This window comes from Cupriavidus lacunae (assembly GCF_003353055.1).
Classification (GTDB): domain Bacteria; phylum Pseudomonadota; class Gammaproteobacteria; order Burkholderiales; family Burkholderiaceae; genus Cupriavidus; species Cupriavidus lacunae.
In genome coordinates, this window is sequence record NZ_QKWJ01000075.1 from 1 (window position 1) to 25,097 (window position 25,097).

At 63.7% G+C, this 25,097-nt stretch carries 20 protein-coding genes and 3 pseudogenes; 12 read left to right on the forward strand and 11 right to left on the reverse strand.

The window, feature by feature from the left end; all coding sequences use genetic code 11:
* Positions 1 to 154: 154 nt before the first annotated feature.
* Together DN412_RS33755 and DN412_RS33760 are read left to right on the forward strand one after the other, a co-directional pair.
* Positions 155 to 1,152: pseudogene (locus tag DN412_RS33755) on the forward strand (AMP-binding protein); the annotation flags it as partial.
* Positions 1,153 to 1,325 (forward strand): annotated as a pseudogene (locus DN412_RS33760) (group II intron reverse transcriptase/maturase); the annotation flags it as partial.
* A gap of 286 nt (positions 1,326 to 1,611) precedes the next feature.
* On the opposite strand, the pseudogene DN412_RS33765 reads toward DN412_RS33760, so the two are convergent.
* From DN412_RS33765 to DN412_RS33780, 4 genes and pseudogenes are all read right to left on the reverse strand, one after another.
* A pseudogene (locus DN412_RS33765) lies at positions 1,612 to 2,651 on the reverse strand (porin).
* Between the two features lie 418 nt (positions 2,652 to 3,069).
* A complete protein-coding gene (locus DN412_RS33770) occupies positions 3,070 to 4,263 on the reverse strand; it encodes an FAD-dependent monooxygenase (protein ID WP_115215559.1) in 1,194 nt (397 codons plus the stop codon).
* 10 nt (positions 4,264 to 4,273) lie between these two features.
* Entirely contained in the window at positions 4,274 to 5,260 is a 987-nt protein-coding gene (locus tag DN412_RS33775; RefSeq protein WP_208647709.1) for a cupin domain-containing protein, read from the reverse strand.
* Between the two features lie 11 nt (positions 5,261 to 5,271).
* Positions 5,272 to 6,159, reverse strand: a complete 888-nt coding sequence (locus tag DN412_RS33780) for a fumarylacetoacetate hydrolase family protein (protein WP_115215560.1) — start codon at positions 6,157 to 6,159, stop codon at positions 5,272 to 5,274.
* A 167-nt stretch (positions 6,160 to 6,326) separates the two neighbouring features.
* On the opposite strand from DN412_RS33780, the gene DN412_RS33785 reads away from it, so the two are divergent.
* A complete protein-coding gene (locus DN412_RS33785; protein WP_115215561.1) occupies positions 6,327 to 7,316 on the forward strand; it encodes a LysR family transcriptional regulator in 990 nt (329 codons plus the stop codon).
* A gap of 581 nt (positions 7,317 to 7,897) precedes the next feature.
* Here DN412_RS33785 and DN412_RS33790 read toward each other — a convergent pair.
* Positions 7,898 to 8,338, reverse strand: a complete 441-nt coding sequence (locus DN412_RS33790) for a MarR family winged helix-turn-helix transcriptional regulator (protein WP_161564086.1) — start codon at positions 8,336 to 8,338, stop codon at positions 7,898 to 7,900.
* 333 nt (positions 8,339 to 8,671) lie between these two features.
* Between DN412_RS33790 and DN412_RS33795 the strand changes: the two genes are divergently transcribed.
* The 9 genes from DN412_RS33795 (at position 8,672) to bphD (ending at position 17,293) form a co-directional block, all read left to right on the forward strand.
* Positions 8,672 to 9,073, forward strand: coding sequence for a RidA family protein (locus DN412_RS33795; protein WP_244222899.1), 402 nt, complete (start codon positions 8,672 to 8,674; stop codon positions 9,071 to 9,073).
* An 88-nt stretch (positions 9,074 to 9,161) separates the two neighbouring features.
* The gene (locus tag DN412_RS33800) at positions 9,162 to 10,376 is read left to right on the forward strand and encodes a Rieske 2Fe-2S domain-containing protein (protein WP_244222900.1); all 1,215 of its coding nucleotides are present in this window, start codon (positions 9,162 to 9,164) and stop codon (positions 10,374 to 10,376) included.
* A gap of 46 nt (positions 10,377 to 10,422) precedes the next feature.
* Positions 10,423 to 11,424, forward strand: coding sequence for an amidohydrolase family protein (locus DN412_RS33805; RefSeq protein WP_115215564.1), 1,002 nt, complete (start codon positions 10,423 to 10,425; stop codon positions 11,422 to 11,424).
* A 10-nt stretch (positions 11,425 to 11,434) separates the two neighbouring features.
* Entirely contained in the window at positions 11,435 to 11,590 is a 156-nt protein-coding gene (locus DN412_RS43595) for a hypothetical protein (RefSeq protein WP_161564087.1), read from the forward strand.
* Between the two features lie 578 nt (positions 11,591 to 12,168).
* The gene (locus DN412_RS33810) at positions 12,169 to 13,539 is read left to right on the forward strand and encodes a spinster family MFS transporter (protein WP_115215565.1); all 1,371 of its coding nucleotides are present in this window, start codon (positions 12,169 to 12,171) and stop codon (positions 13,537 to 13,539) included.
* Positions 13,540 to 13,597: 58 nt separating this feature from the next.
* Positions 13,598 to 14,512: a VOC family protein gene (locus DN412_RS33815; RefSeq protein ID WP_115215566.1), complete on the forward strand. Its 915-nt coding sequence runs from the start codon at positions 13,598 to 13,600 to the stop codon at positions 14,510 to 14,512.
* Between the two features lie 54 nt (positions 14,513 to 14,566).
* Complete coding sequence (locus DN412_RS33820) at positions 14,567 to 15,133, forward strand: flavin reductase family protein (protein ID WP_115215567.1); 567 nt, start codon at positions 14,567 to 14,569, stop codon at positions 15,131 to 15,133.
* A gap of 30 nt (positions 15,134 to 15,163) precedes the next feature.
* Positions 15,164 to 16,357: an acyl-CoA dehydrogenase family protein gene (locus DN412_RS33825; RefSeq protein WP_115215568.1), complete on the forward strand. Its 1,194-nt coding sequence runs from the start codon at positions 15,164 to 15,166 to the stop codon at positions 16,355 to 16,357.
* 81 nt (positions 16,358 to 16,438) lie between these two features.
* Positions 16,439 to 17,293 carry a 2-hydroxy-6-oxo-6-phenylhexa-2,4-dienoate hydrolase gene (gene bphD, locus DN412_RS33830; RefSeq protein ID WP_115215569.1) on the forward strand — a complete coding sequence of 285 codons (855 nt, stop codon included), beginning with the start codon at positions 16,439 to 16,441 and terminating at the stop codon, positions 17,291 to 17,293.
* A gap of 139 nt (positions 17,294 to 17,432) precedes the next feature.
* On the opposite strand, the gene DN412_RS33835 is transcribed toward bphD, so the two are convergent.
* From DN412_RS33835 to DN412_RS33860, 6 genes are all read right to left on the reverse strand, one after another.
* Positions 17,433 to 19,295, reverse strand: coding sequence for an AMP-binding protein (locus tag DN412_RS33835; RefSeq protein ID WP_115215570.1), 1,863 nt, complete (start codon positions 19,293 to 19,295; stop codon positions 17,433 to 17,435).
* A 103-nt stretch (positions 19,296 to 19,398) separates the two neighbouring features.
* The gene (locus DN412_RS33840) at positions 19,399 to 20,796 is read right to left on the reverse strand and encodes a spinster family MFS transporter (protein WP_115215571.1); all 1,398 of its coding nucleotides are present in this window, start codon (positions 20,794 to 20,796) and stop codon (positions 19,399 to 19,401) included.
* Positions 20,797 to 20,874: 78 nt separating this feature from the next.
* Positions 20,875 to 21,873, reverse strand: a complete 999-nt coding sequence (locus tag DN412_RS33845) for an amidohydrolase family protein (protein ID WP_115215572.1) — start codon at positions 21,871 to 21,873, stop codon at positions 20,875 to 20,877.
* A 50-nt stretch (positions 21,874 to 21,923) separates the two neighbouring features.
* Entirely contained in the window at positions 21,924 to 22,919 is a 996-nt protein-coding gene (locus tag DN412_RS33850) for a DODA-type extradiol aromatic ring-opening family dioxygenase (protein ID WP_115215573.1), read from the reverse strand.
* A 93-nt stretch (positions 22,920 to 23,012) separates the two neighbouring features.
* Complete coding sequence (locus DN412_RS33855; RefSeq protein ID WP_244222901.1) at positions 23,013 to 24,233, reverse strand: Rieske 2Fe-2S domain-containing protein; 1,221 nt, start codon at positions 24,231 to 24,233, stop codon at positions 23,013 to 23,015.
* Positions 24,234 to 24,280: 47 nt separating this feature from the next.
* Positions 24,281 to 25,090, reverse strand: coding sequence for a crotonase/enoyl-CoA hydratase family protein (locus tag DN412_RS33860; protein WP_115215574.1), 810 nt, complete (start codon positions 25,088 to 25,090; stop codon positions 24,281 to 24,283).
* Positions 25,091 to 25,097: the final 7 nt, after the last annotated feature.

Genomic DNA, 25,097 nt, shown 5'->3' on the forward strand with positions numbered 1-25,097 from the left:
CATCACGGAGACCGAGCAGAAGGCCTTCGATACCACGGCTCGCAAGCTCTATCGCTTCCTCATGCAAGCTCAAGAACCGTAGTCACGTCAAGAAAACGACCCACAGATTTCCCCGACGAGCCTCTTTAGAGAAACCCCCACCGAGGTGCATTTGATGAACGGATTAATGCAGGACCGTCCCCTGCTCATTTCACACCTGATCGACTTCGCGGAACGACACAACGGCAGCACCGAAATCGTCTCGCGCCGTGTGGAAGGCGACATCCACCGCAGCACCTGGGCCGAGTGCGCTAAGCGAGCCCGCCGCGTCGCCCACGCACTCGGCTCTGAGCGACTGCAGCGCGCCGAGCGCGTGGCTACCCTGGCGTGGAACGGCTACCGCCACCTGGAACTCTACTACGGCGTAAGCGGCTCTGGCCGGGTGCTGCATACCCTCAACCCGCGCCTGCACCCCGACCAGACCGCATGGATTGTCAACCACGCCGAAGACCGCATCCTGTGCTTCGACCTGAGCTTCCTACCGCTCGTGCAGGCGATCACGCCCGATGCAGCACCGTTGGGAAGTGGGTGGCGTTGTGCGACGTAGATCGGCTGCCGGCCGATAGTGGCATCCCGAACCTCGTGAGCTACGAGGACTGGATCGCCGGTCAGTCGTCGACCTACGAATGGCCGACGTTCGATGAGAACACCGCCTCGAGTCTCTGCTATACGAGCGGCACGACCGGTAACCCCAAGGGCGCGCTCTACAGCCACCGCTCCACCGTGCTGCACGCCTACGGCTCGGTGCAGCCCGACATGATGGGGTTGTCCGCGCGGGACTGCGTCCTGCCCGTGGTGCCGATGTTCCACGTCAATGCCTGGGGCCTGCCTTACTCGGCGGCTATGGTCGGCTGCGAACTGGTGCTCCCTGGCCCGGCGTTGGACGGCAAGTCGGTCTACGAGCTGATAGAGGCGGAACAGGTCAGCTTCGCAGCTGGTGTGCCGACGGTGTGGCAAATGCTCCTGACTCATCTGCAGACCGGCGACCTGAAGTTCTCGACCCTGGAGCGCACGGTGATAGGAGGCGCGGCCTGCCCGCCTGCCATGCTGCGCGCCTTCGAGCAACAGTACGGCGTGCGCGTGCTGGACGGTTGGTCTTTACTACAGTTCACGCGGGCCAACAAAGGTGCTGCGGGGATGGATGGTCTGGACATTGATCAGACTGCTCGCCAACTTCGACGTGGCTTGAGATTCGCGAGCAACTGGTCAAGGGGGCCTACCGGCCCAGTCCGGTACGGCGGGTGAGGAGTCCGAAGCCGGACGGAGGAGGCGAGCGCGAGCTTGGAGGCGGCGGCGAGCCGTGGCCGCCAGGAGTACCACGCCCCGCGGCGGTGCCCGGCGCGGGCGCAAGCCGGCTGCCACGCGCGCAGCCTAGCGGGGAAAGGTGGTGGGCCGAAAGCGAGACTGTTCGCTCCCCTGATTCTCCACCTACGAATCCAGTTCCAACATCATTCCCGCGAAGGCGGGAATCTTCCAGTGTCTTTGATGTCCCCGCCTTCGCGGGGACGACGAGCCCCCATTACTGGATGGCATGCAGGCAGGTACAAACGTGCATTGGTCTGAAACGACCGCTCAGAACTTGTGCCGCACACCCACTGCCACGCCGAACTGATTATGCTCGTTCGGCGCGATCTGGTAGGCGGCGAGCGCGCCGTTCAGGCTTTCAAAGTTCAGCGACGCGTTTTTCGTGTACGCCGAGGCGAGGTAGACGTCGGTGCGCTTGGACAGTGAGTAATCGGNAGGCTAGTCGCGGTGTACAGCGATTTGACATCGTCGTAGTAGAAGGCGCCGATCAGTTGCAGGGCGCCGGTGGCCTGGTAGTTCAAGGCAAACCACCACAGGTCGTCGCGCGATGCGGTGTTGGTTGCCCGCGTGCCGTTGTTGTTGTACCGGTACCCTGCCTGGGCGAGCAACTCGGGCAGGATCTGGTAGCGCAGGCCCAGTGCAGCCTTCTGGGTGCGGGTGTAGTTGCCGGCCGGCGTTGCGCTGTTGACGCTGTCGTAGGCTGCCGCGACCCCGAACTGGCCGATACGGTAGTCGAAGCCGCCGCCGTATGCCGCGGAACCCTGGAACGAGCCCGGCTGCTCGCCGAAGGCCCAGTGCATTTCCGCTGTCAGCGGGCCCAGGTCGACATGGTACTTCACCATGTTGCCTTCCCGCAGGTTCAGGCCGGCGATGCCGGCCACCGGCTCATAGGTGGTCGCATACGCCGTCGGCGAATAGTTGGCCATCATCAGGAACAGCGAGGTGTACTGGTTCCCCAGGGTCAACTGCTGACTGCCGTCACGCAGGCCTACCCACGCTTGACGGCCGAACAGACGGCCGCCTTGACCCGACTTGCCATCGTCGATGGTGAAACCGCTTTCCAGCGCAAAGATGGCCTGCTTGCCGCCGCCCAGGTCTTCTGTGCCCCGCATGCCCCAGCGGCTGGGTGACATGCCGCCAGAACTTAAGGCCAGTTTGGAATGGCCGCTGGAAGAGCCGGCAACCGGGTTGTTTGTGGTGTATTCCAGATTCGCGTCGGCAACGCCATACAGGATGACGCCGGACGTCTGGGCCATCGCCGTTGCACTAAAGGCAGCGCAGGCAAGGCCGGCAAATTGCTTTTTCATGTGGTCTCCTCTTTCTCTCTGTTGTGGTTCAAGCGGGTGTAACTTAGTTCATGCTGCTTCGTGGTAAGGGCGCCGGCAGGCCTGCTTAAGGCAGCGGGATGGCTACACGACCTTGCGTCAATCGCAGAAGCGCAGCACTGCGTGGGCGAGTTCCTTGATCGTTGGGACGGCGCCCACCAATAGCCGTGTTCTGCGTAGAAACGTTCTGTGTATGCATAGCCGTCGGCCAGGCCGATGCGGTATGAGTTATTTCTTTGAGGACGTCTTTTGCTCTGTTCTTCGCGGTGATGGCGTATTCCCGCTACCTTGGGAGGCAATCCGCCGGCCACGTCGTGCTAGGCCGGCATTGCTGCTTCGAATGGGCCGGGCATCGTTGACCGGTTTCCATTCCGAAGGTGTGATGCCGGACGCGTGCAACTCATATTTCGACCGTGTCCACGTCGTAGGTGAACAGCCATTCATAGCGTTCGCTGATCGCGTCCGACTGCCATTCCCGCGAGATGAAGTCGTCAGCCGTCTCGACCGTGGCGAGGGCCTGGTTGTGGAAGCGTGATGTATTCTCGGCAGAGCCTTGCACCATGGCATAGGTCCGCGGACGGCGGGCCGAGTCGAAGCGTTCCAGGGCGGTGACCGGATCCGCGTATTTTTCCAGGCAGCGCGCCAGCACCACGCCATCCTCAATGCTATGCACCGCGCCTTGCGCCAGGAATGGCAGCGTGGCGTGGCAGGCATCTCCGAGCAAGGTGGCCCGGCCCTTGACCCAGCTGTCGAGCAAGGGCTTGCCGCACAACGCCCACTTCGTCACTGATGGTGCGTGCGACAGCATCTCCCGGATATCCTCGTGCCAATCGGCAAATGCCGTGCGGCATTGTTCGATGTCGGCCGGGGCGGTCCATGGCGGACTGTTCCACTGGCCGCCCTCGAGCGTGCCGACCCAGTTCAACAAGCTGCCGCCCTGGATCGGATAATGGACGACGTGGCCGCCCGGTGCGACCCAGTTGACCGCCACGCTCCGGCGGAATTTCTCCGGCAGTTTTTTCATGGGGATCAGCGTGCGCCAGGCGATCATGCCGCTGAAAAGGGTCGGTGCCTGCCCGAACAGCGCATGGCGGACCTTCGAGTGCACCCCGTCCGCGCCAACCAGCACGTCGCCGGCAAATATGCGGCCATCGGAGAGCTTCAGGCGGACCTGATGGTCGGTCTGCTCGACATCTTCACAACGCGCATTGGTGTGCACAGCATCAGGCTTGAGGCGTCTGACCTCGTCGGCGAGCACGCGTAGCAGATCGGGGCGGAATACCGTCATGTACGGATAACCGTATTTGCGCACCGCGGCATCGCCCAGGTTGAACAGGGGCCAGGCCTTGCCGGTGTTCCACAGACGGATTTCCTTGGCGTCAGCCGGATTGGCCAGGCGATGGAGTGTTTCAAATACACCCAGCGAGTCGAGCGCGTGGTTACCGTTCGGACTCAGCTGGATGCCGGCGCCGAATTCGCGCAATTCGGCCGCCTGCTCGAAGACTTCGACATCGAAGCCTCGCTGCAGCAGGGCAACCGCTGCGGACAGGCCGCCGATGCCCCCGCCCGCGATAAGAATCTTGGGTTGACTCATGGCTTGATGGTTATCTGGCTTTGGCTTCGCGATAGAAACCTAGTTTGTCGAGTACCGGGAGGTCGGATACTTCCAGCATCTCCGCGGGTTCGTCTGCGGTGAACGTGTAGTCGACCCAGCTTGGCACAGCGATCACGTCGCCGCGTTGCCAGACGATTTCGAGTTCGCTGACGCGGGCGCGCCCGCTGCCTTGCGTAATCGCGAAAATGCGGCTCGCCGTGTTGCGCGGGAACGTTTCCGATGCCCCCGGCGCGAACGCGAGGTAGCTCATTTCCATGGTCGCGATATGCGCCTGCGTGTTTAGCACTAGACGCTTGTAGCCGTCACGGACCGGGCTTGCATGGAGTTGAGGGCGCGTGACTGCGGCCGGGAAGTACCAATCGTGCCGATCCGGCAGCGCCTTAACCGGCTGGTAGCCGACCGGATACTCTTCGAAGAACATCGGCTCGAGGCGGTGCACCAGCGGCACATCGAGAAAATCGATCCAGTAGGCGTTGGCGTTGCCTTCGTTGTAGTGGCTGTGCCAGCAGTGGCCCGGCGTCAGCAGGAAGTCGCCCGACTGCATCGGCAGTTTCGCGCCGTCGACCACCGTGAAGACGCCCGGGCCGGCATCGAGCACCAGGCGCATCGCGTTCGGCGAGTGGCGATGCGCCCGCGCATATTCGCCCGGCTTGATCATCTGGTAGGCCGATACGATGGTGCGCACCGTGTCGTAGTCGTTGTCGCCGACCGGATTGAACAGCAGCAGGTTGCGCCGTTCCGCGAGTTCCGTGCTGATCCACTGGCCGGCCTGGTCGAGCGCCTTCGCGCAGACCGCGTAGCGCCAGTGCAGCGGCTGATACTCGGTGCGCGGCTGCTTCCACAGCGAGGCACGCTTCTTGTGCCAGCCCGGCGTGGCCCGTAGTTCCGCGAGCACCGGGTAGATGTCATCGAGGCTGGTGGTGGCCTCGATGCGCGCGATTGCTTCGGCGCTGGCCGGATGTGCCTGCTTGCTCAACTCGGGACTCCTTAATGGGCGCGGACGAATTCGTACGGCTTGGCGAACACGATGTTCTCGCCGAGTTCACCCTGAACCACCGGTACTGACATCCGGCCGACGTTGGCCACTTCGATCGTGATGATGTCGCCCGGTACCACCTTGTCGACGCCGGCAGGCGTGCCGGTAGCGACGATGTCGCCCGGATAGAGTGTCGAGGCGGACGAGGCGATCGAGATCATCTGGCGGATATCGACGATCAGGTCGCGCGTATTGGCCTTCTGGCGCGGCTCGCCGTTGACCCACAACTGCATGTCGATGTCCGCGACGTCCGGCACTTCGTCGGCGGTGGTGATCCACGGGCCGACCGGCGTGAAGCTGTCGTACGACTTGCGGAACACGCGCTCTTCCTTTCCGCGCACGGTCATGTCGAGCAGGCAGGTGTAGCCGAACACGTAGTCGAGCGCGTTTTCCGGCGCGATCTGGCGGCCTTCCTTGCCGATGATCAGGCCGATTTCGCATTCGTGATGGATTTCGCGGCCACTGCCGAGCGCCGGCAGCACCACCGGATCCTGTGGGCCGCTCAGCGACGAGTTTGACTTGAGGAAATAGCCTTGCACGCTGGCGAGGCCCTTGGAGGCCATTTCGGTGGCGTGGTCATGGTAGTTGACCGGATAGGCCATCAGCTTGTTCGGCCACGGCACCGGCGTTTCCAGGCGCACCGAGCTCAGCGGCGCGCCGGCCTCGGTCTGCAGGCGGCGCTCGAATGCCCCGCGATGCTGCGCGAAATCGCGGATCAGGCGGTTCATGCCGACCGGCGGCCATTCGTCGGGCCCGGCACCAAACAGCCCGGTAACGTCGATGACTTTCTGACCGTCGCTGATGCCGAGGCGGTTCTCGTTGAAACGAACGATCTTCATGCGCTCCTCTGTGCCCGATTGCGAATGGACCGATTGAAGCAGTTACCGCTGGAATGCGCCGACAAAATATGAGATAAGAAATATCTCGAAGTGGAGTGGGGCAGTCGACGCGGCCCCACCGGTCCGGTTTTTTTTCAGGGGTCTGCGCGTCCTGTTTCGAGTCGAACATGCTGATCGATGACCTCCATGCCTTTGTTTCCGTGGCCAGAACCCGGAGTTTTTCTGCGGCGGCGATCCGTTTACGCGTCGCGCAGTCGTCACTGTCCAAACGGGTGTCGCGGCTGGAGCAGCATTTCGGCACGGCGCTGTTCCTGCGGCACGGGCGTGGCGTCAGTCTGACCGCGGCGGGTACGGTGCTGCTGGCCAATGCGGAAGGGCTGCTTCGCGAAGTGGAGCGTATCGAGGCCGATGTCCGCGGCATCAATGCGGAGCCGGAGGGTCTGGTAAGGATCGCCATGCCGCCCGCCACCGGCCCGGTGCTTGCGCCGATGGTGCTCGAACGTTGCGTTGTGGAGTATCCGAAGATCGTGCCGCAGATCCGGGAGGGCACGTCGGATGCGATCCATCAGTGGCTCAGTAGCGGGGAAGTGGACGTCGCCATGATGTACAACCCGGAGCTCGGCCCCGCCATGGAGGTCCAGCCGCTGGTGACCGAACCGCTATTCCTGATCATGCCCGGTACGCCGCGCGCCAGGGCGCTGACCCGCGCCGAATTTCCCGAGGCGTGCGCGGTTGAGGATTTGGCGCGGCTCCCGCTGATCCTGCCGCGCTCGCCGCACAGCATCCGTGTGCTGGTCGATCGGTTGTGCGCGGGGCATAACGTACATCCGAACGTCGTGTTCGAAAGCGACAGCATCCGCTCGACCAAGGGCATCGTCGAGCGCGGTCTCGGCTGCACGATCTTCAGCCGCAGCTTTCTGGTACAGGAGCTGTCGACGGGGCGTCTGGCCGCCGTGCCGTTCAAGAGTGCGCTGGCCGCCTGGCAGCTGTGTCTGGTGATGCCACGGCGCGATCAGGTCTCGATGGCGATCCGCGCGGTCCGGCGCGTCATCCTGGAACAGGCCACACGGCTATACCAGGAGAGATTCTGGCAGGATGCCCGCTTTCATATCGCGGCTGACGAACCAAGTTCGGCGCAGTCATCCTCCAGGGATTGAGGTCGCTGTTCTCTCGGAGCGCGTTGGGGAGTGTCGTCCGTTGCTGATTGAGTCCCCTGGCACACGGGGGCATTCACGCCGACAACAGGATGGGCCGTGGAGACGACGGGGTCGGCCATCCCGCGACGTTAGCCGATAACGCCAGCCAGGCCGAAGATCGCGATGGTCGCGCCAACCGGAGCCGCGATCATGCCCCACATGACACAGTCGACGCAGCTCTTGAGAAATGCGTGCCACACCAATAGCAGCACCGGCCATCAATATACGGCCGTCGGTTGCTCGATATCTTCCGCGGCTCGGCGAAGATTCTGCCGATCGTCTGCATGGCCTGCTTTGCGGGCGCGACGGTGCTGTTCGGCCAGTGCTCACCCTTCCGGCGCTCCACGTCCTCGCGCCGACTGCGCCCTCGCGCTGATCATGGTGGGCGGCGTGTTCGCGATCGGGCATTCGTTCTCGATGGCGTTTCTGATGCTGGCGATGGTGCCGCTGACGGCCTGATTGCGGTGACTTCGCTGATCGGCCAGGCGCGTCCAGCGGGATGTAAACAGGTGCGCGGAGTCCAGCCGCACGCGGGCGGCCGCTTATTGGCCGCTCTGCCGTTTTGCGATGTCTATTTCGCGGACCAGGGCGAGACTGCCGCGGACGCGCGCTAGCTCCATCGGCGGCAGGCATGAAAAGAACGCTGCCTCCGCTTTCTGAACAGCGCGGTTGCAGCGCGTATAGGTCTCCCAGCCCAGCGCGCTGCGGCGAATCAGCAAGGTGCGGCCATCTTCCGGGCTGCTCATCTTCTCGAGGAAGCCCCGCTTTTCGAGTGCCTTGACCGATTCGCCCATGGCCTGCGCGGTCATATGTGCCAATCGCGCCAGATCGGCCGACGAGCACGGCTCATTGTCCGCGAGGAGGTCGAGCAGCAGGAACTGCCGCGCAGTCACGCCTTCCTTCTGCAGCGCTTCCTCCACCCGGCTGGCGACCAGCCGGTGCATCTGCTGGATCAGAAAGAAAATGCTCAGCGAGGTACTCATGTGTTTCCTGGCGGGCCGCGGCGATGAAACCACGTCTCGGGGCGAGACGGCCGGCGGATGGTCAAGCATATCAAAGTTCTTTCGGGCCGCGCCCGGAATCCCAGTTGATTGGCCTGATATTGTAATGAAGCCTTATTTGTTCTGTTGGGATGATTTCCCTCTAGGGGAAAGCCCCAGTATCAATAGTAAGGTAGGCTGATAATCTTTTGAAGATCAAGCTCAGCAACGAAATGGCTCCAATGTGGTAGGACTGGATCACTTGGCGTCAAGCAGGTTCCCTAGTGCCAGGCCGATGCTAGCGACGATTTCGGGTAAATAGATTAATCAGGTTACATGATGAGTCGAGCAGACAAGCGTTCAATCGAAGTGCCGGGCGTCAACCATGGGCAGACGCCCATTCCGATGGGAGCCCGCAAGGGCAACATCATCTGGTCGTCAGGGATTGCCGGCAAGGACCCCGAGACGGGCACGCTGCCGTCCGACGCGGAATCACAGGCGCGATTCGCGTTCCAGCACCTGCGTACGCTGGTCGAGCGGGGTGGCGGTACGGTCGAGGACATTGTGCGCGTCACCGTGTTTCTCAAGGACGGTTCGCTGCGCCCGGTAGTCAATGGTCCCTGGCTCGAACTGTTTCCGGATCCCGAGGATCGTCCCGCGCGGCATGCGCTGATCGCCGACCTGGCCGGCGGCATGCTGATTCAGCTAGAGGTGGTGGCGGTGGTCGGCAGCGACTGAGCCTGCCGGGCGTATAGAACCTGCTGTGGCCGGGCGTCGGAAGACCCGGCGGCCGCAGCAGGCATCGAATCGAAAGAGACCGAGTTCCATGGCAACGATTGAGCAAAACGAATTATTGACGCGGGTCTGTGGCGATGCGCCGATGGGGAAGATGCTGCGTCAGCACTGGTGGGTGCCCGCGCTGCGCTCGCAGACGCTGGAAGCCGATGGCAAGCCGCAGCGCGTGCGTCTGTTCGGCGGGGACTATGTGGCGTTCCGCGCCACCAACGGCAAGGTCGGCTTCTTCGACGAGGCCTGCCCGCACCGCCGTGCGTCGCTGGCGCTGGCGCGCAACGAGGACAACGCCCTGCGCTGCATCTTCCATGGCTGGAAGTTCGATGTCGAGGGCGTCACGGTGGCTGTGCCCACGCAGCCTATCAATGAGCGCGAGTACTGCAAGCATGTGCCGCTGAAGCATTACCCGGTGCGTGAAGCGGGCGGCGTGGTGTGGGTCTGGCTTGGTGAAGGCGACGAGCCGCCCAGCTTCGCCGATCTGCCCTTCACGGATCTGCCCGAGGCCAACTGCGTGGTGCATCGCCAGCGCCTTGAATGCAATTGGCTGCAGGCCGTCGAGACCACCATGGACTCGGCGCACGTCGGCGTGCTGCATCAGTCGTGGCTCGAACACGAAATGTCGAACGCCTCGGTCAACCAGGCGCCGGTCTACAAGATCAAGCCGAAGGAATATGGCTTCCGCTATGCCGCGGTGCGCGCGCTGGCGGACGGCACGTTCTATGTCCGCACCAATTCGTTCGTGATGCCCTGGTTCGGCGTGATCTCGCCGCGCAAGGCCACCGACGTCACGCGCGCCCAGCTGTTCTTCTCGGTACCGATTGACGACGAGAACACCTGGTACTGGCATTTGACCTTCATTCTCGATCAGCCAGTGCCGCACGAGCCGTATCTGTTCCCGGAGAACCGCGACAACTGGCCGCCGATCCCGTCGCGCTCGGGCGAGGACAACTGGGGCCAGGATCGCGAAGCCATGAAGACAGGACATTTCTCGGGCTTCCCGCAAACGCTCGGCACCGAGGATTTCGCGATCCTGCTGAGCATGGGAGCCACCACCGACCGCAGCAAGGAATTCCTTGGCGCGGGCGACGGGGCGGTGATGCAGGTACGTCGCAGCCTGCTCGGTTCGTTGAAGGAATTTCAGGATGGTCTTACGCCGGCGCTGGCCCGGCACGACCAGATCGATTACCGCACGATCATGCCGATTTCCGGCCTGTACGACAGCGATGAAGGTTGGCTAGCCTCGCTGTAAGGCTGGGCTCGTCACGATTTGAACGATTTCTCAGGAAGGAACCGCAATGTCTTTGATCATTGATTCCCACGCGCACGTTGTACTGCCGCCGGAAAGCTACAAATTCATGGCCGAGCTGACGGCGAACCGGGGCAATCCGACGCTGGGTGTGCCCAAGCTTAGCGACGAGGCGGTGCGCAAGGCAGGCCAGAGCATCGTCGACATCATGGACCGCGTCGGTACGGACATCCAGTTTCTGTCGCCGCGGCCCTATATGCAGATGCATTCGGTCAAGCCGTCGAAGGTCACGGCGCTGTGGACGCGCCATATGAACGACCTGGTGCATCGCACGGTGCAGCTGTTCCCGGACCGCTTTCGCGCAGTGGCGGGGCTGCCGCAGTATCGCGACAGCAGCCCGCAGAACTGCCTGAAGGAACTGGAGTTCCGGGTGAAGGAACAGGGCTTTATCGGCTGTCTGCTGAACCCGGATCCGACGGAGGGCGACGGCGCTCCGCCGCCGGGCCTGGGCGACGAGTTCTGGTTCCCGCTGTACGAGAAGCTGTGCGAACTCGATGTCCCGGCGCTGATCCACTCGGCCGGCAGTTGCAGCCCGCGAGAAAGCTACACGATCAAGTTCATCAACGAGGAAAGCATCGGCATCGTGTCGCTGACGGAATCGGATGTCTTCGACCGGTTCCCGAACCTGAAGCTGATTTTCCCGCATGGCGGCGGCGCGATTCCTTATCAGATGGGCCGTTTCCGCGCGTGGAACCTGCGCCGCGGCGTCACGCGCTTCGAAGACCAGCTGCGCAAGCTGCACTTCGATACCACGAACTACGACCAGGATGCGCTGGCGCTGCTGATCAAGAAGGTGGGCGCGGACCGCGTACTGTTCGCGACCGAGAAGCCGGGGACCGGCAGTGCGGTGGATCCGGACACGGGCCGCGATCTCGACGATCTGAAGCCGGTGATCGAGGGCATCGATTTCCTTTCGGCGCAGGACAAGGAAGACATCTTCAGTTGCAACTGCATGAAGCTGTATTCGCGGTTCAGACTCAAACTCGATTGATACCCGCGCCATGGCCCGAATTGTTTCCGGCATCGCCGCTTCGGATATGTCGCAACTGATCCATCACGGCGCGGCCGTGCATACGATCGACAAGCTGCGGGATCCGGCCACGCGGGACTGGCGGCGCACGGTGCGTCGCGGCTCTACGAGCTGGCGCTGCGGCTGATTACCTGCCTGGTCGACGAGGATGTCGACGTGCACGCCCGCGTTGGGATGGAAAACCCGCTGAAGCAGGCTTTCGGGCACGCCCGGTTCGTGGTGACGCGTCTGTTTGGCGATCGTCAGATTCAGGTCGTGCCGGTGCTGCCGGCTACGTGTTTCGGTCCCAATGTACCGGGGCGCACCGTTGTTACGACATCGGTCGGGCCATCCGGCCCGTGTCCAGGGATTGCCGCACGATCCGCGCGTGACGGTGGTGGCGTCGCGCGGCTGGAGCCACGTCGTGGTGGACGAGCCGCTACATCGCGAGATCGTCCCCGCCCTGGAGTGCAGGGACGCCGCGTTTCTGCGGAGCCTGTCGCGCGCAGCCCTGAACTCCGCGTCGTCGGAGACTCTGAACCGCGTGACAGCCGCCGGGGGACTGGAAGGCTTGCAGGTTCGCAACTGCACGTATGCGCGGCTGCGCCGTACGCCTGCGGGGAGGAGCGTGGCGCGGGGCTCGTTACCTGGTCCTGATCCACAACGATGACTAATGAACAGCATGTTGACGGGCCGGCAGGCCCGCATACGGCAGGAGACGATGAGATGAGCGAGTTGGTCGGAGGGGTAAGGAGTCTGGCGGGCGCGAGAAGCTCCTGGTACGAGCGATGGCTGCTACTTCTGCTGGTGCTGGTGTATGCGTCGAGCTTTATCGACCGCATCATCATCGCGGTCGTCGGGCCTGCGCTCAAGGTGGAGATGGGGTTGAGCGACCTGCAGGTCGGTCTTCTCAGCGGCTTTGCCTTCTCGATCTTTTACGCCACGCTGGGGGTACCAATCGCGCGTCTGGCCGAACGCCACAGCCGCGTGGTGCTGATCGCGATCTCCGCCATAGCCTGGTCGGTCATGACCATGCTGTGCGCAACGGCTACCGGTTTCGGCTGGCTGATGGCCTACCGGCTCGGCGTCGGTATCGGCGAGGCCGGCAGCACACCGACCTCCCACTCGCTGATCTCCGATCAGTTCCCCGCCAATCGCCGCGCCACCGCGCTTGGTATCTATGCCCTGGGGCCGCCGCTCGGCGTGGTTCTGGGCGCGCTCGGCGGCGGATGGGTCGCCCAGCATTTCGGCTGGCGCGCGGCTTTCTATGTGGTTGGTATCCCGGGCGTGGTGTTGGGGGCGCTCGCCTATCTGACCCTGCGTGAACCGAAGCGCGGTCAGGCCGAAGGGCTGACCATCACGGCGCAGGAAGCGGTGCCGTCGGCGGGGGAGGTGATGAAGGTGTTTTTCCGCGAGAAGGTCTTCTGGCAGATGTCGGCGGGCGTGATGACGGCAGCGGTCGCGCTATACGGCACGTTGATGTTCCTGCCGATCTATCTGGGCCGGGTGTACGGCATGAGCATGGAGCACGCCGGTCTGAGCTTCGCTTTCGTCAATGGCGGGGGAGCGATCGTCGGCGGACTGATCGGCGGCTATGGCTCGGATTGGGCGTCGCGCCGGGATCGCCGCTGGTACGCCTGGATTCCCGCATTGGGCTCGCTGCTGGCGATCCCGTTGACGGCGGCTTCGTTCCTGACTTCCACGTGGTATTTCGGCATTCCACTGCTGCTGCTGACGACGATCGCACTCAATGTCTGGAACGGACCAACGTTTTCGATCGTGCATGGCCTGGTCGAGCCGCGTATGCGCGCCACGGCCTCGGCCCTGGTGTTCCTGCTGATGAACCTGGTGGGCCAGGGGCTGGGTCCGACGCTGGTCGGTTTCCTGAGCGACCGCTTCGCGAAGTATGGCTTTGCGGGCGGCGACTATCACGCCCTGTGCGCGCTGCCGCATGGCATGACCCCGGCGGCCGATGTGCTGATGAGCTGCCATCAGGCCGCGGCCCAGGGCCTGCGTTACGCATTGCTGGTTCCGATCGTGATGGTGTTGGCGTCGGCGCTGCTCTTTTTCCGGGCGTCGCGCCACATCAAGCGCTAAGCCATGCCGCCGGGCGCTGCGCGCAGGCCCGCCCGCGTGAACTACAAGGAAGGATGAAATGACTGATTTTCCTGCAGAAATATCGAGCCTGGGGTACGTCATACTGGGGGTGAAGGATCTTGACGCCTGGACCATCTTTGCCCGCGACATCCTTGGCTTCCAGGTCTGCGCGCGTGGCGGCGCCGAATCGCTGGACCTGCGCATGGACGAACGCCTGCAACGCGTGGTGCTCGAACGGAACGACGCGGATGACCTGCTCGAAGCAGGCTGGGAGTTCGACACAGAAGAGCAACTGACGCGCTACGTCGAGCAATTGCGCGCGTACGGCGTGGGCGTAGAGCAGGCGGGGCCCGAGGAGTGCAGGCGCCGCCGCGTCGAGTCGCTGTATCGCTGCGATGATCCGAACGGCTTCCGCCATGGCTTCTATTACGGCCCGGCGATCGCGCCGATGAGCAATGCGTTCCGCTCCACCGTCATGCGCGGCCCCGGCTTCGAGACGGGCGCGCTCGGACTCGGACATATCGTCACGCGTTCCGCCGACGCGAAAAAGACCATCGATTTCTATCGTTCGGGCCTGGGTCTGAGAGTCAGCGATTACATCCGTGCGGAAGTCATGCCCGGAAAAACGTTCGAGGTGACCTTCATGCATACCGCCACCGGCAGGCATCACTCCCTGGCGACTGGCGAGCTGCCCGGCGAAAAGCTGCTGGGGCACCTCATGGTGCAGGTGAAGGACATGAACGACGTGGGGCTCGCCTACGAGCGCTGTCTGGCGGCCGGTCTGCCGATCGTCATGCACCTGGGTCATCACCCTAATGACCATATGTTCTCGTTTTACGTGCGCTCGCCGTCGGGCTTCGCGATCGAGTACGGCCATGGAGGCATCGTGATCGACGATGCGACCTGGAAGGTCGTGACCCATTCGCGTCTGAGCGACTGGGGACACCAGCGCGGAGAGATGCCGCGCGGCTGAGGTCGCGGGGCGAGGTTTTGAACCAGTAATACCGGCTTACGGAGTCAGGATTTCATGTTGAATACGGTCAAACCATCCGAAGCGCCTGTGATCAGGAGTCCTGATCGGTTGGCCGAATGCGGCGACATTGTGGACAGCGCATCGTTCGCGGCCGGCATGCGGTATCTGGCCGGCAGCTGCTCGGTCATCGCGACGCGCAAGGATGGGCTGCGCGCTGGATTGACCGCCACCGCGGTGTGCTCGGTCAGCGCCGATCCGGCCCGCTTGCTGATCTGCATCAACAAGTCGACCTATGCGCACGACATGATCCACCATGCCGGTCTGCTGAGCGTGAACGTGCTCAGCGAGCAGCAGGAAGAGACCGCGCGGCGGTTCGCGGGCATGGTCAAGCAAGCGCGGGGCGACGCCCGTTTCGTCGACGACAACTGGGAAGAGGGCAAGCTGGCCATTCCGCGGCTCAAGCAGGCGCTGGTGTCATTCGGCTGCCGGGTGGCAGAGACCCTTCCCGGAGGCAAGTCGCATACCGTGTTCATTTGCGACGTGGTGGAAGTGCATTGCGCCACGCAAGCGCAGGGGCCGTTGATGTACTTCAACCGAAATTTTTCCAAGCTGAAGACGTAACTGGGTAGGGTAGACCGAGAGGGAAACGAGATGAACACCGTATTGAAAAGCGAAATCGGACAGGACATTCCGAGCGAACAGGAATTGATCGAACGCGCCCGCGCGATGGGGCCCTGGTTGCGCTCGCGCGCGGCGGAAGTCGAGGCGGCGCGCTGCGTCCCGGCCGACATCATCGAGAAATTCCGCGAGGCAGGTTTCCTGCGCGTGCTGCAACCGCGCCGCTGGGGCGGATACGAAATGAACCCGTCGGTGTTCTTCAAAGTCCTCATGGAGGTCGGCCGCGGCTGTTGCAGCAGCGCCTGGAATCTGATGATCCTGGGCGTGCACCCGTGGGAATTCAGCCTGTTCGATCCGCGCGCGGGCGATGACGTCTGGGGGCAGGACGACAGCGTGATCGTGGCGTCGTCGTACGCGCCGGTCGGCGCGTGCCGCAAGGTCGAGGGTGGTTATGTCATCAGCGGCCGCTGGCCGACCTCGAGCGGCACCGACCACGCCGAATGGGCGATCCTGGGCGCGATGGTGCCCGGCGAGGAGGGCCAGCCGCCCGTGGACCGCATCGCCTTGCTGGTGCCGCGCTCGGCCTATACGATCATCGATGACTGGCAGGTATGCGGGCTCGCGGGGACAGGCAGTAAGAGCTTGCAGGTGCGGGAAACATTCGTGCCGGACCATCATACCCACAGCCTGGCCGATTACTCGATGAGCGATCGCGGCGACATGTACCTGTTCCCGTTCACGCAGGTATTCAACGGCTCGGTCTCGGCCGTGATCGTCGGCATGGCGCAGGGGGCCATCGATCTGTTCATCGAGCAGATGGGCACTCGCCGCAACTCGGGAAATGGCAAGCTGACCAGCACCAGCCCCTATGTCAAGGACCGTCTTGGCAACGCCATCTCGATGGTCCGTTCATCGCGCGCACGCCTGCTGATGATGCAGATCGAGACCACGCCGATTGTCGAGCGGCGTGAGCTGGTGCCGCTGGCGAGCCGCGTGGCCAATGCGCTCGATATTGCGCGCGTGGGCCGTGAATGCGAGCAGGCCGTCCAGTCGCTGTTCAAGGCGCTGGCCGCGCGCGGCCTCTATCTCGAGAACCCGGTTCAGCGCATCGTGCGCGATGTGATGGCCGCAGCCAACCACATTACCCAGAACGCAGACGATTCCGCCGGCATTCTGGGCGGATTCGTGATGGGTGAGCAACTGCCGCCGCTGTCGTATACCCGCTGAGCGCAGATGAGGGCGAATCGCCCCCGCGTCTGTCGAATGTCCCTTGTATTTACGTCTTGTCACGCGTGATTGGAGCAATCTATGTCTCTGAATGAAGCCGGCACCAGCAAGTTCGTCACCATCAACGAACTGGGTCTGGAGAACTTCCGGATCCACTTCAACGAAGCCGGCAGCGGCCCCGCCGTGGTCATGTTGCACGGCGGCGGTCCGGGCGCCAGCGGCTGGAGCAATTACTATCGCAATATCGATGCGCTTGTCGAAGCGGGTTTCCGCGTGCTGCTGATCGACAGCCCGGGCTTCAACAAGTCCGACGAAATCGTGGCGGGCACGCCGCGCAATTTCATCAACGCGCGCGCGACCAAGGGCGTGATGGACGTTCTCGGCATCGACCGGGCCCACCTCGTCGGTAACTCGATGGGCGGCGCCTCGGCGCTGGCCTTCGCGCTCGAATTCCCCGAGCGCATGGACCGCTTGGTGCTGATGGGCCCGGGGGCGCAAGGCCCGAGCATCATGCAGCCGCAGCCGGGCGAGGGGATCAAGCGCATGGGCAGGCTCTATGCGCAACCAACCTACGAGAACTTCGAAGCGATGCTCGAGGTGTTCGTCTACAACCCGGCCGCGATTACCGAGGAGCTGCGCCAGGGGCGCTGGAATAATATCCAGTCGAACCTCAACCATCTGAAGAATTGGGTCGAGAGCGGCAAGCGTTGCCCGTCGACGAGCTGGGATCTGTCGGCGCGCTTCCCCGAAATTCCGCACAAAACGCTGATCACCTGGGGCCGCGACGACCGGTTCGTGCCGATCGACCACGGCCTGCGCATGATCAATACGCTGCAGGATTCGCGTCTGCATATCTTCGCGAAGTGTGGCCACTGGGCGCAATGGGAGCATGCGGACGAATTCAACCGCCTGGTTGTCGACTTTCTGTCGGCCTGACCGCCCCCGCCCGCGGTGAAGCGGCCTCTCGACCGGGGCCGCTTCACCGGCATTCGGCGCTGCCCGACGGTCTCGCGGGGCGCCGCATCCTGAAGGACTATGCCGCAGTCTGGCGGTCCATCTTATCCGTCACGCGATGTCAGTCGATGCACAGGAGATTCGGATGATCCATCTCCGTGTAGAGCGCGTGCACGGCATCGCTACGTTGTTCCAGCACTTTGCGCTGATTGATATAGCCCTTGTCGTTGGTCTCTCCGAGATCCAGGGACGCGGGCTTTTCCAATAGCCAAACTCTGCGGATACGGGTGCTGCTTCCTGGCTGGCGCGCATTATGGGCCGCGAACGCAGCCTTGAGCGCGGCGCGCAGCGTGGGGTCGGCGACGAAATCGGCGAAGCATAGACCGGTACGCTGGACGAAGTCCTGGCAAGCCGCTAGGTTCAGCCAGGCGAGGGCGCCGACATATTCCCGATCCGCCCCGGTAATCACCAGATCGCTCAGCAACGGCGCCGCCGCGCTGAGGCAGTCGACCCTGAGGCTGCTGACGCGAACGAACACGCCGGACTGCAGCTTGAATTCCTCGGCCACTCGGCCCGCGAACGTCAATCCTTCATCCGGCCGCCCGGCCTCGACGAACGAGGCGGCGTCGCCCATGCGGATGAAGCCGTCTTCGTCGAAGGTCTCGCGGGTCAGCTCGGGCTGTTTCAGGTAGCCCGGGGTCACGGCAGGGCTTCGGACCCTGATCTCGTATCTTGCGTCTGCTCCGAGCGGAATCAACTTGAGTTCGACACCGGGATGCGGAAGGCCGATCAGCCCGGTCCGTTCCGCGGGCCAGTGGACATAGGTGACCGCGGCTGAGGTTTCGGTGGAGCCGTACGCGGAGACGAATGGAATCCGGCATCCCGTATGCCGCACGGCCTGCCGTTGAATCGCGTCGTGGACGGCGTCCGGCAACCGCGCGCCCGAATACGTCAGGCGGTGCAGGTGGCGAAACAGCGATGCGCCGAGGACGTCGTCCTTTTGCAGCGCTTCCGCGAGCATTGCGTACGCGACCGGCATGCCGCTGAAGCGGGACGGCGAGATGGCCCGTAAATTGCGCAGCGTCCTGGGGAATTCGGCGGGGGTCGGGCGGCCGTCGTCGATATACAGCGTGCCGCATTCGTCGAGGACGCAGTTGAACACGCTGTGCCCGCCGGCCACGTGGCTCCAGGGCAGCCAGTCGAGCAGGACGGTTTCCGGCGTGTTGCCGTCGTCCCACCGGATCATCTGCGTGGTCATCGCCAGCGATGCGGTGAGCATGCGCTGCGTGACGATCACCGCCTTCGGGGTGCCCGTCGACCCCGACGTGAATTGATATTTCGCCACAGTGTCGGGCGTGATCGCATCGATCGATGCCTGCACCGCGCTGGTGACCCGGGTGCGAGCCACCTGTGTCCAGGTCGCCAGTTTCGGATGGTCGATCGGATAGTCGACGCAGACGAGCACGGCGTCGCCGGCGATCGCGCGCAGCGCCTTTTCGTATCGCGTCCCGTTCTGCGCGAAGATGACCGCCGGCTCCAGCAACCCCGCCATCGCGCGCAGCTTTTCGTGATCCTGGCTCAGTAACGAGTACGCCGTGGTGACGGGCGCATAGGGCATGCCCGCCTGCATGGCAGCCAGTTCCAGAACGGCGTGTTCCAGGGCGTTCTCGCTGAGCACCATCACAGTACGTCCGGGCCGGTCCAGATCGAGCAGAAACTGGGTCGCCGACTGCACCTGGGCGAGCCCGTCCCCGTAGGTCAGGGGCTGCCATTCGGCGGCAGCTCCACGCCGCTGCACCAGCCACGGACGCTCCGGACGTTGCCTCGCGTTGCGGTGCAGGAGCGAGGGAATGTGAGGCACGCCAGGCGCGAGCGGAATTCTGCTGCGGACGATCAGCGATCCGTCGGGCCGACGCTGCAGATCGATATCCCGCGGCAGGAACGGGACGTTGCGGAAGGGATACTGTTTCAGGTCAATGGTCATGTCTGGCGGTGTGCGAGGCAGGTGCTCTGCGTATCAAAGGAAAATACCCATGAGCGGGTCGCTCACGGGTATTTGATTGCGGGGCAGTGTGCTTGCCGCGTATTCACGCCGCTTGCGCCTTGAGCGCGGCGAATTTCCGGCCAGCGATCCAATAATGAATAGCGGCCCAAAGCAGCACCGGGATGATCGTCAACATCGCGTACTTGAACCCGGTGGTGGTCGCCGAGTGGCACAGGGCGGCGATGTCCGACGGCACCTGCGCCGGCAGGCCCGGCGCCCCGTGCGTGCCGAGCACGCACATCTGCGCGAAATCGGGCCGGCCGAACAGATGCTTCGCGAAGGCATCGCTCATGAGGCCCACGTACCAGGGGCCGAGGCCTTGACCGAGCAGCGCCATCGCGGACAGTGTCAGCGCGGACGCCGTGGCGCGCATGCGCGGCTCGAGCAGCGACAGGATCACGGCAAAAGACGGGCCGTTCCAGAAGTTCATGCCGATCGCGAAGGCCACAAGCAGGGCCACACAGGGCACCGCCATGGGTTGCAGGAAGGCGAGTCCGGCCAGGATGCCGGCTGCGATGCAGCCGAGCGCGGGAATCCGGCCGTTCCAGACCGGACTGCGCCTGCCGAGCCGGTCGGCCAGGTAGCCGCTGAGCAAGTTGCCGATAATGCCGCCCACGCCGCCGATCAGGCCGAAGGCGATGCCCGCCTGGGCGAAGTTCATGCCATAGACGCGCACGAAGTAGATCGGCAGGAACAGAATGATCGCGGACATCGCGAACATGCCGACGATGACCGCCGCGATCATGTGCCGGGAAGCCGAGGTCGAGGCCATCGCGCGGATCACGGCGAAGAACTTCGGCGCGCTGTTGCCGTCGGCTTTCGCCGAGCCGGCGCGGGGCGGTTCCTTGATGGTGAGGAGCGCCAGCAGGCCGAGCAGCACGCCAGGCGCGCCGAAGTACAGGAACGCGGCCTGCCAGCCGAGGGTCTTGACGAGCGGTGCGCCGACGAACGCGGCGATGAGCGCACCAACCGCGACGCCCGACGCATAGATGGCGAACACCAGCGGGCGCCGCTTGTCGGGGAAGTAGTCGGCCAGCAGCGAATAAGCCGCTGGCGTCGCTCCCGCCTCGCCGATGCCGACGCCAGCGCGGAACGCCACCAGTTGGGTATAGCTGGCCGCCGTGCCGCATCCGATGGTCATGAGCGACCAGAGGGTGACGGTCACGGAGACGATGGCCACGCGGTTGAAGCGTTCGGCGAGCCGTGCGATCGGAATACTCAGAACGGTGTAGAGCAGGGCGAAGGCCAGACCGATCAACAGGCCAAGCTGGGCGTCGCTCAGATGCATCTGGGCCTTGACGGCGGGTGCCGCGATCGACATCAGTACACGGTCCATGAAACTGAATGCATAGATGACCGTGACGAGCAGCAGGACCCACGCCTTGTACGGCGCGCTACGCCGCTCGCCCGAAGCGACCAATGCCTCGACAACGTTTTCCATGTGCGTCTCCAATATTGTGTGTCAGGGCTAGAGCGGCGCGGGTCCCTGCCTTCTCCGAGGCCGTGCGCGCCGGGGAAATCAGCGGGGCAGGCCGAATACCTTGCGTGCGTTGTCTTCGAAGATCAGTTGCTTGTCATGCTCGCCGAGCCAGTCGAAGCTCGCGATGACGGGGCGCAGATCGTCGCGCGCGCGTCCGGTCGCCGGATTGACGGTCGAGCCCACGCCAGGGCATTCGGAGCCGAACAGGCAGCGGTCGGCACCCACGGTCTTGATCAGCAGGCGCAGCGATTCCTCCGAGTACAGCACGGTGTCGTAGTAGATGTTCCGCATGCCGGCGAGGAAGTCCTTGCCGGCGCGGGCCGAGGCCGACTGGAAGCGGCCGATCTGATACGGAATCGAGCCGCCGCCGTGCGAGCAGATCACCTTGAGCTGCGGGAAATCCTTGAACACATCGGAATGCACCAGGCCATATACCGCGATCGATTCCTCGTTGACGAAGTGCAGGGTGTAGGGCGAACGTTCGGAGTGGGAACCGGTGGCATGGATATGCATCGGGATATCCAAGTCGCAGAGCTTTTCGTAGAGGGGGTACCAGTATCGATCGCTGAGCGCCGGCGCTTCGGTGCCGGTGTTCTCGTACGGGTCCGGATTCAGCAGGACGCCACGAAAGCCCATCTTGGCGCAGCGTTCGAGTTCCGGCAGGGTCTCCTCGACCGGAGCGCCGGCGACCTGCGGCAGGCCCGCCACTGGAATGAACTTGCCGGGAAACAGCTCGGCCGTGCGCGCGACGATATTGTTGGTTTCTTCCGTGAACCAGTGCACGATGCGGCCCGGCTTGGCGCTGTGCATCATCTGGAACGGGCGCGGCGAAAGCGCCTGCATGTCGGTGCCGACGCGCTCGAGCGCCTCGACGTGACCGCACGGGCCCATTTCCTTCTGGTTCATCGCTCGGATGATTTCTTCGTCGCTGACCTCGGGCATCTTGCGGCCGTGTGCGCCGAGATGGGAGACCAGATTCGCTTTGTAGACCCAGAGTTGGGCCGGCGCGCTGACGTGACCGTGGCAATCGATAATCATCGTTGTGTCATGTGATGGAAAAAGGTTGTCGGGGTGGCGTACTGGATGCCCTATCGCCAGACTGCGAAACCGAGGCCGATACCCGTGCCGGCGGGTGTGCGATAGACCGGAATATATTGGTCGTATGCGCAAGTCAGGTCACCAAGGGCGCCGGCCATCGTGATCCAGTTGCGGATTTCCGATGAGCCGGAACACAGCGAGGCCTGCGGGATGCTGGCCAGCACATCGGCGTCGCGCGTCTTGATGGCCTCTAGCACCTTCCGGTCGAATTCGGCTTCGCAGAGGAAATGGCTTAGGCCGCCCGAAGCGATGATCGCGACGTTGGCGTCGATCGGCGATTCGGCCAGGGCTTCCGCGATGCATTTGCCGACGTGATGGCAGCGCGCCGCGGTCGGATTGTTGGGCGGGAAATACGTATTGAGCAGAATCGGCAGCATCGGCACCTTCAGGTCCTTCATCAGACGCTGATAGATAAAGCCGTAGGCATGGCCGAACGCGCGCCTTTCCGGATCCGGCACGCTGTTGCTGGTGGCCACGTCGACACCGCGCGCGATCAGCCCTTGGATCAGGTCGTTGGCCAGCGCAGGCGCGCCCAGGAAGCGGCGCGGCAGGTCCATGGCGTAACCGGCCCAGAAGTTCTTGTCGCTCCACTTGAGACGGGGGTGTGGCAGGTCCATTTCCTTCATGACCACTTCCTCGCCTCGGTAGACGGAGATGGCGGGCAGGTTGTCGTAACCGAACAGTTCGTCCTGATCGTCGCCGATCACCAGCACCACGTCGGGGCGTGCCGCATGCAGGTAGGCCTCTAGGCGGTCGAGCGCGGCTTCGGCCTCGCCCGCGAGCCGCGGAAATTCGCTCGGATCGCTTTGCCCGGCGTAGGGCGAGCCGCGCATCGCAGCAAGCTCGTCGTAACTCACCTTGCGGCCGTCCAGCAGGTAGAGCGAGCGGTTGTGAAGATCGTCCTGCGCGCGTCGCTGCCATTGGTCGCCGGGCAGAATCAGGATCGGACTATGGGAAGTGCCGATGGCGAGGGTGATGCGGGCCATGTCAATTGTCCAGATGAATCAGGTTACGTAGTCGGGTGGCGGACGGGATGGTGCGGGGCGCCCCGTCCAGGACCGGCGCCCCTGGTGCGGCGGTTAAAGCAGCGCGCGCCAGTTGGCTTCTTCCTTGAAGACGCCGGAAAACGGCTGCAGCACCCGGTAGTCGATTTTTTCGTGGCAGGCGAGTTTCGGCACGCTTTCGCCCATGAACTCGCGCACCGACTTCAGGAGGCAACGGCGCACAGCCAGCAGGGCACCATCGCCGGCGCCGAGATGCTCCTGGCTGCGGTCGACGATCTTGCCCATGCTCAGCAGCACCGCGAAGTCCTCGGTGCCCAGCATCTGCGTGAAGCCGGTGAAGTGGCCGTTCTTCATGGCCTCGCGGTCCTGGCCCCAGTTATCGTCGGCGCCGCCCGGCGGCAGCGGCGGCCACGAATCCGGATCCTCGTACTCGAGCGTGTGGTTCAGCACGAGCGGCGCATCGGTGCGGTAGGTCAGCTGGTAGTAGTGGATGTTCTCGTCATCGATCGGTACCGAGAAGAACACGCTGCCGCCCTTGTTGTCGGAACCGCCGGTAGCGATGACGCCGTACCACGGCATCACGAACGAATTGGTGCGGACATAAGCGTGGCCGTTCTCGAGCGCGCGCACCGCGGCGTAGCGGAAGCCAAACGGCTTCTGCTGCACGTGATAGACCGGAGCCATGTTGACCGAGGAGAAGGGAAGATCGCCGCCCAGGCCGCCCAGCCAGCTTTGGTGCAGCACGCCGAGGTGCGCCGAGTCCATAGTCGTTTCGACGCCCTGCAGCCAGTTACAGTTGACCTTCTGGCGGAACACCACGAAATTTTCGCGCGGCAGGCCGACCATCGGCAGTTCGGTGAACTTGGGCGGCGTCTTGCCTTCGCCGAGCCAGACCCAGACCATGCCGCCTTCCTCGCGCACCGGATAGTGCTTCAGCGGAACGTGCTTGCAGTATTCGGGTTCATTGGCCGGCTGGGTCGGCACCGCGACCGTGACACCTTCGACGTTGAACTTCCAGCCGTGGAAGATGCAGCGCAGCGCGTTGTCTTCGTTACGCGCGAGCGCCAGCGATGCGCGCCGATGCGGGCAGGCCTCGTCAAAGAAGCCGACCTTCCCGTTGGTCGCGCGGAACGCGACGTAGTCCTCGCCGAACAGACGTACGCGCTGCGGCTTGCCGTCGGCTTCGAGCTTGTCGGACAGCGCGGCGGGGATCCACCAGTGCTGCTTGATCATTTTGCCCATCGGGGCGCCGTTGCTGACCTGGGTCAGCAGATCATTTTCTTCTTTCGATAACATTCTTCACTCCGGACGGAAGGTGTTTGGCGACAGGGAGGCGAACGACCTCAGGACGCAGTCGCGGGCAATTGCCGGCGGCCGTCGAAAAATTCGGAGATGCGTTTCGCTGCATTCGTGTCGGCCGAACGGGTCATTGCTGTGACCATGGTTTCGGCGAATAGGCCTTCGCCGAACGGCATTTCGGAGATCCGGCCGATGCCGTTGATGATCGCGTAGTTGGTGGCCGGCGCATTGCGGACGATCGCGCCGGCGAGTTCGAGCGCCTTGTCGAGGCCCGCGCCATCGTCGACCACATGATGCGCGAGGCCGATCCGGTGGGCGGTGTCGACGTCGAGCACGCTGCCCGTGAGCATCATCTCGATCACGCGCGAGGCGCTGATCAGCCGCGGAATCCGGACCGAGCCGCCACCGCCGAGAAAGATGCCGCGTTGCCCCTCGGGCAGTTGAAAGAACGTCGAACGTTCGGCGATGCGCACGTGCGTCGCGGCCGCGAGTTCGAAGCCGCCGCCGATCACGCCGCCTTTCAGGACGCTGACGACCGGGACCTCGCCATACTGGATCAGGTCGAAGGTGCGGTGCCACTGGCGCGACCGTCGCATGCCGACCAGCACGTCGGGGCTGCGCTTGCTCATGAGCTCGAACAGGTCGAGGCCGGCGCAGAAATGCTCGCCGCTGCCATGCAGGATGACCGCGCGCGCGCCGTCGATGCCGCGCGAAAACACCGCGTCGAGTTCGGCTAGCAGCGCATCATTGATGGCATTGCGTTTGGCGGCCCGGTTGAGCCGCACGAGTGCGATCTCGTCCTCGCGTTCGACCTGTATCAGGGGCTGGGCGGTTTCGGTGTTTTGAGTCTTCATGGATCTG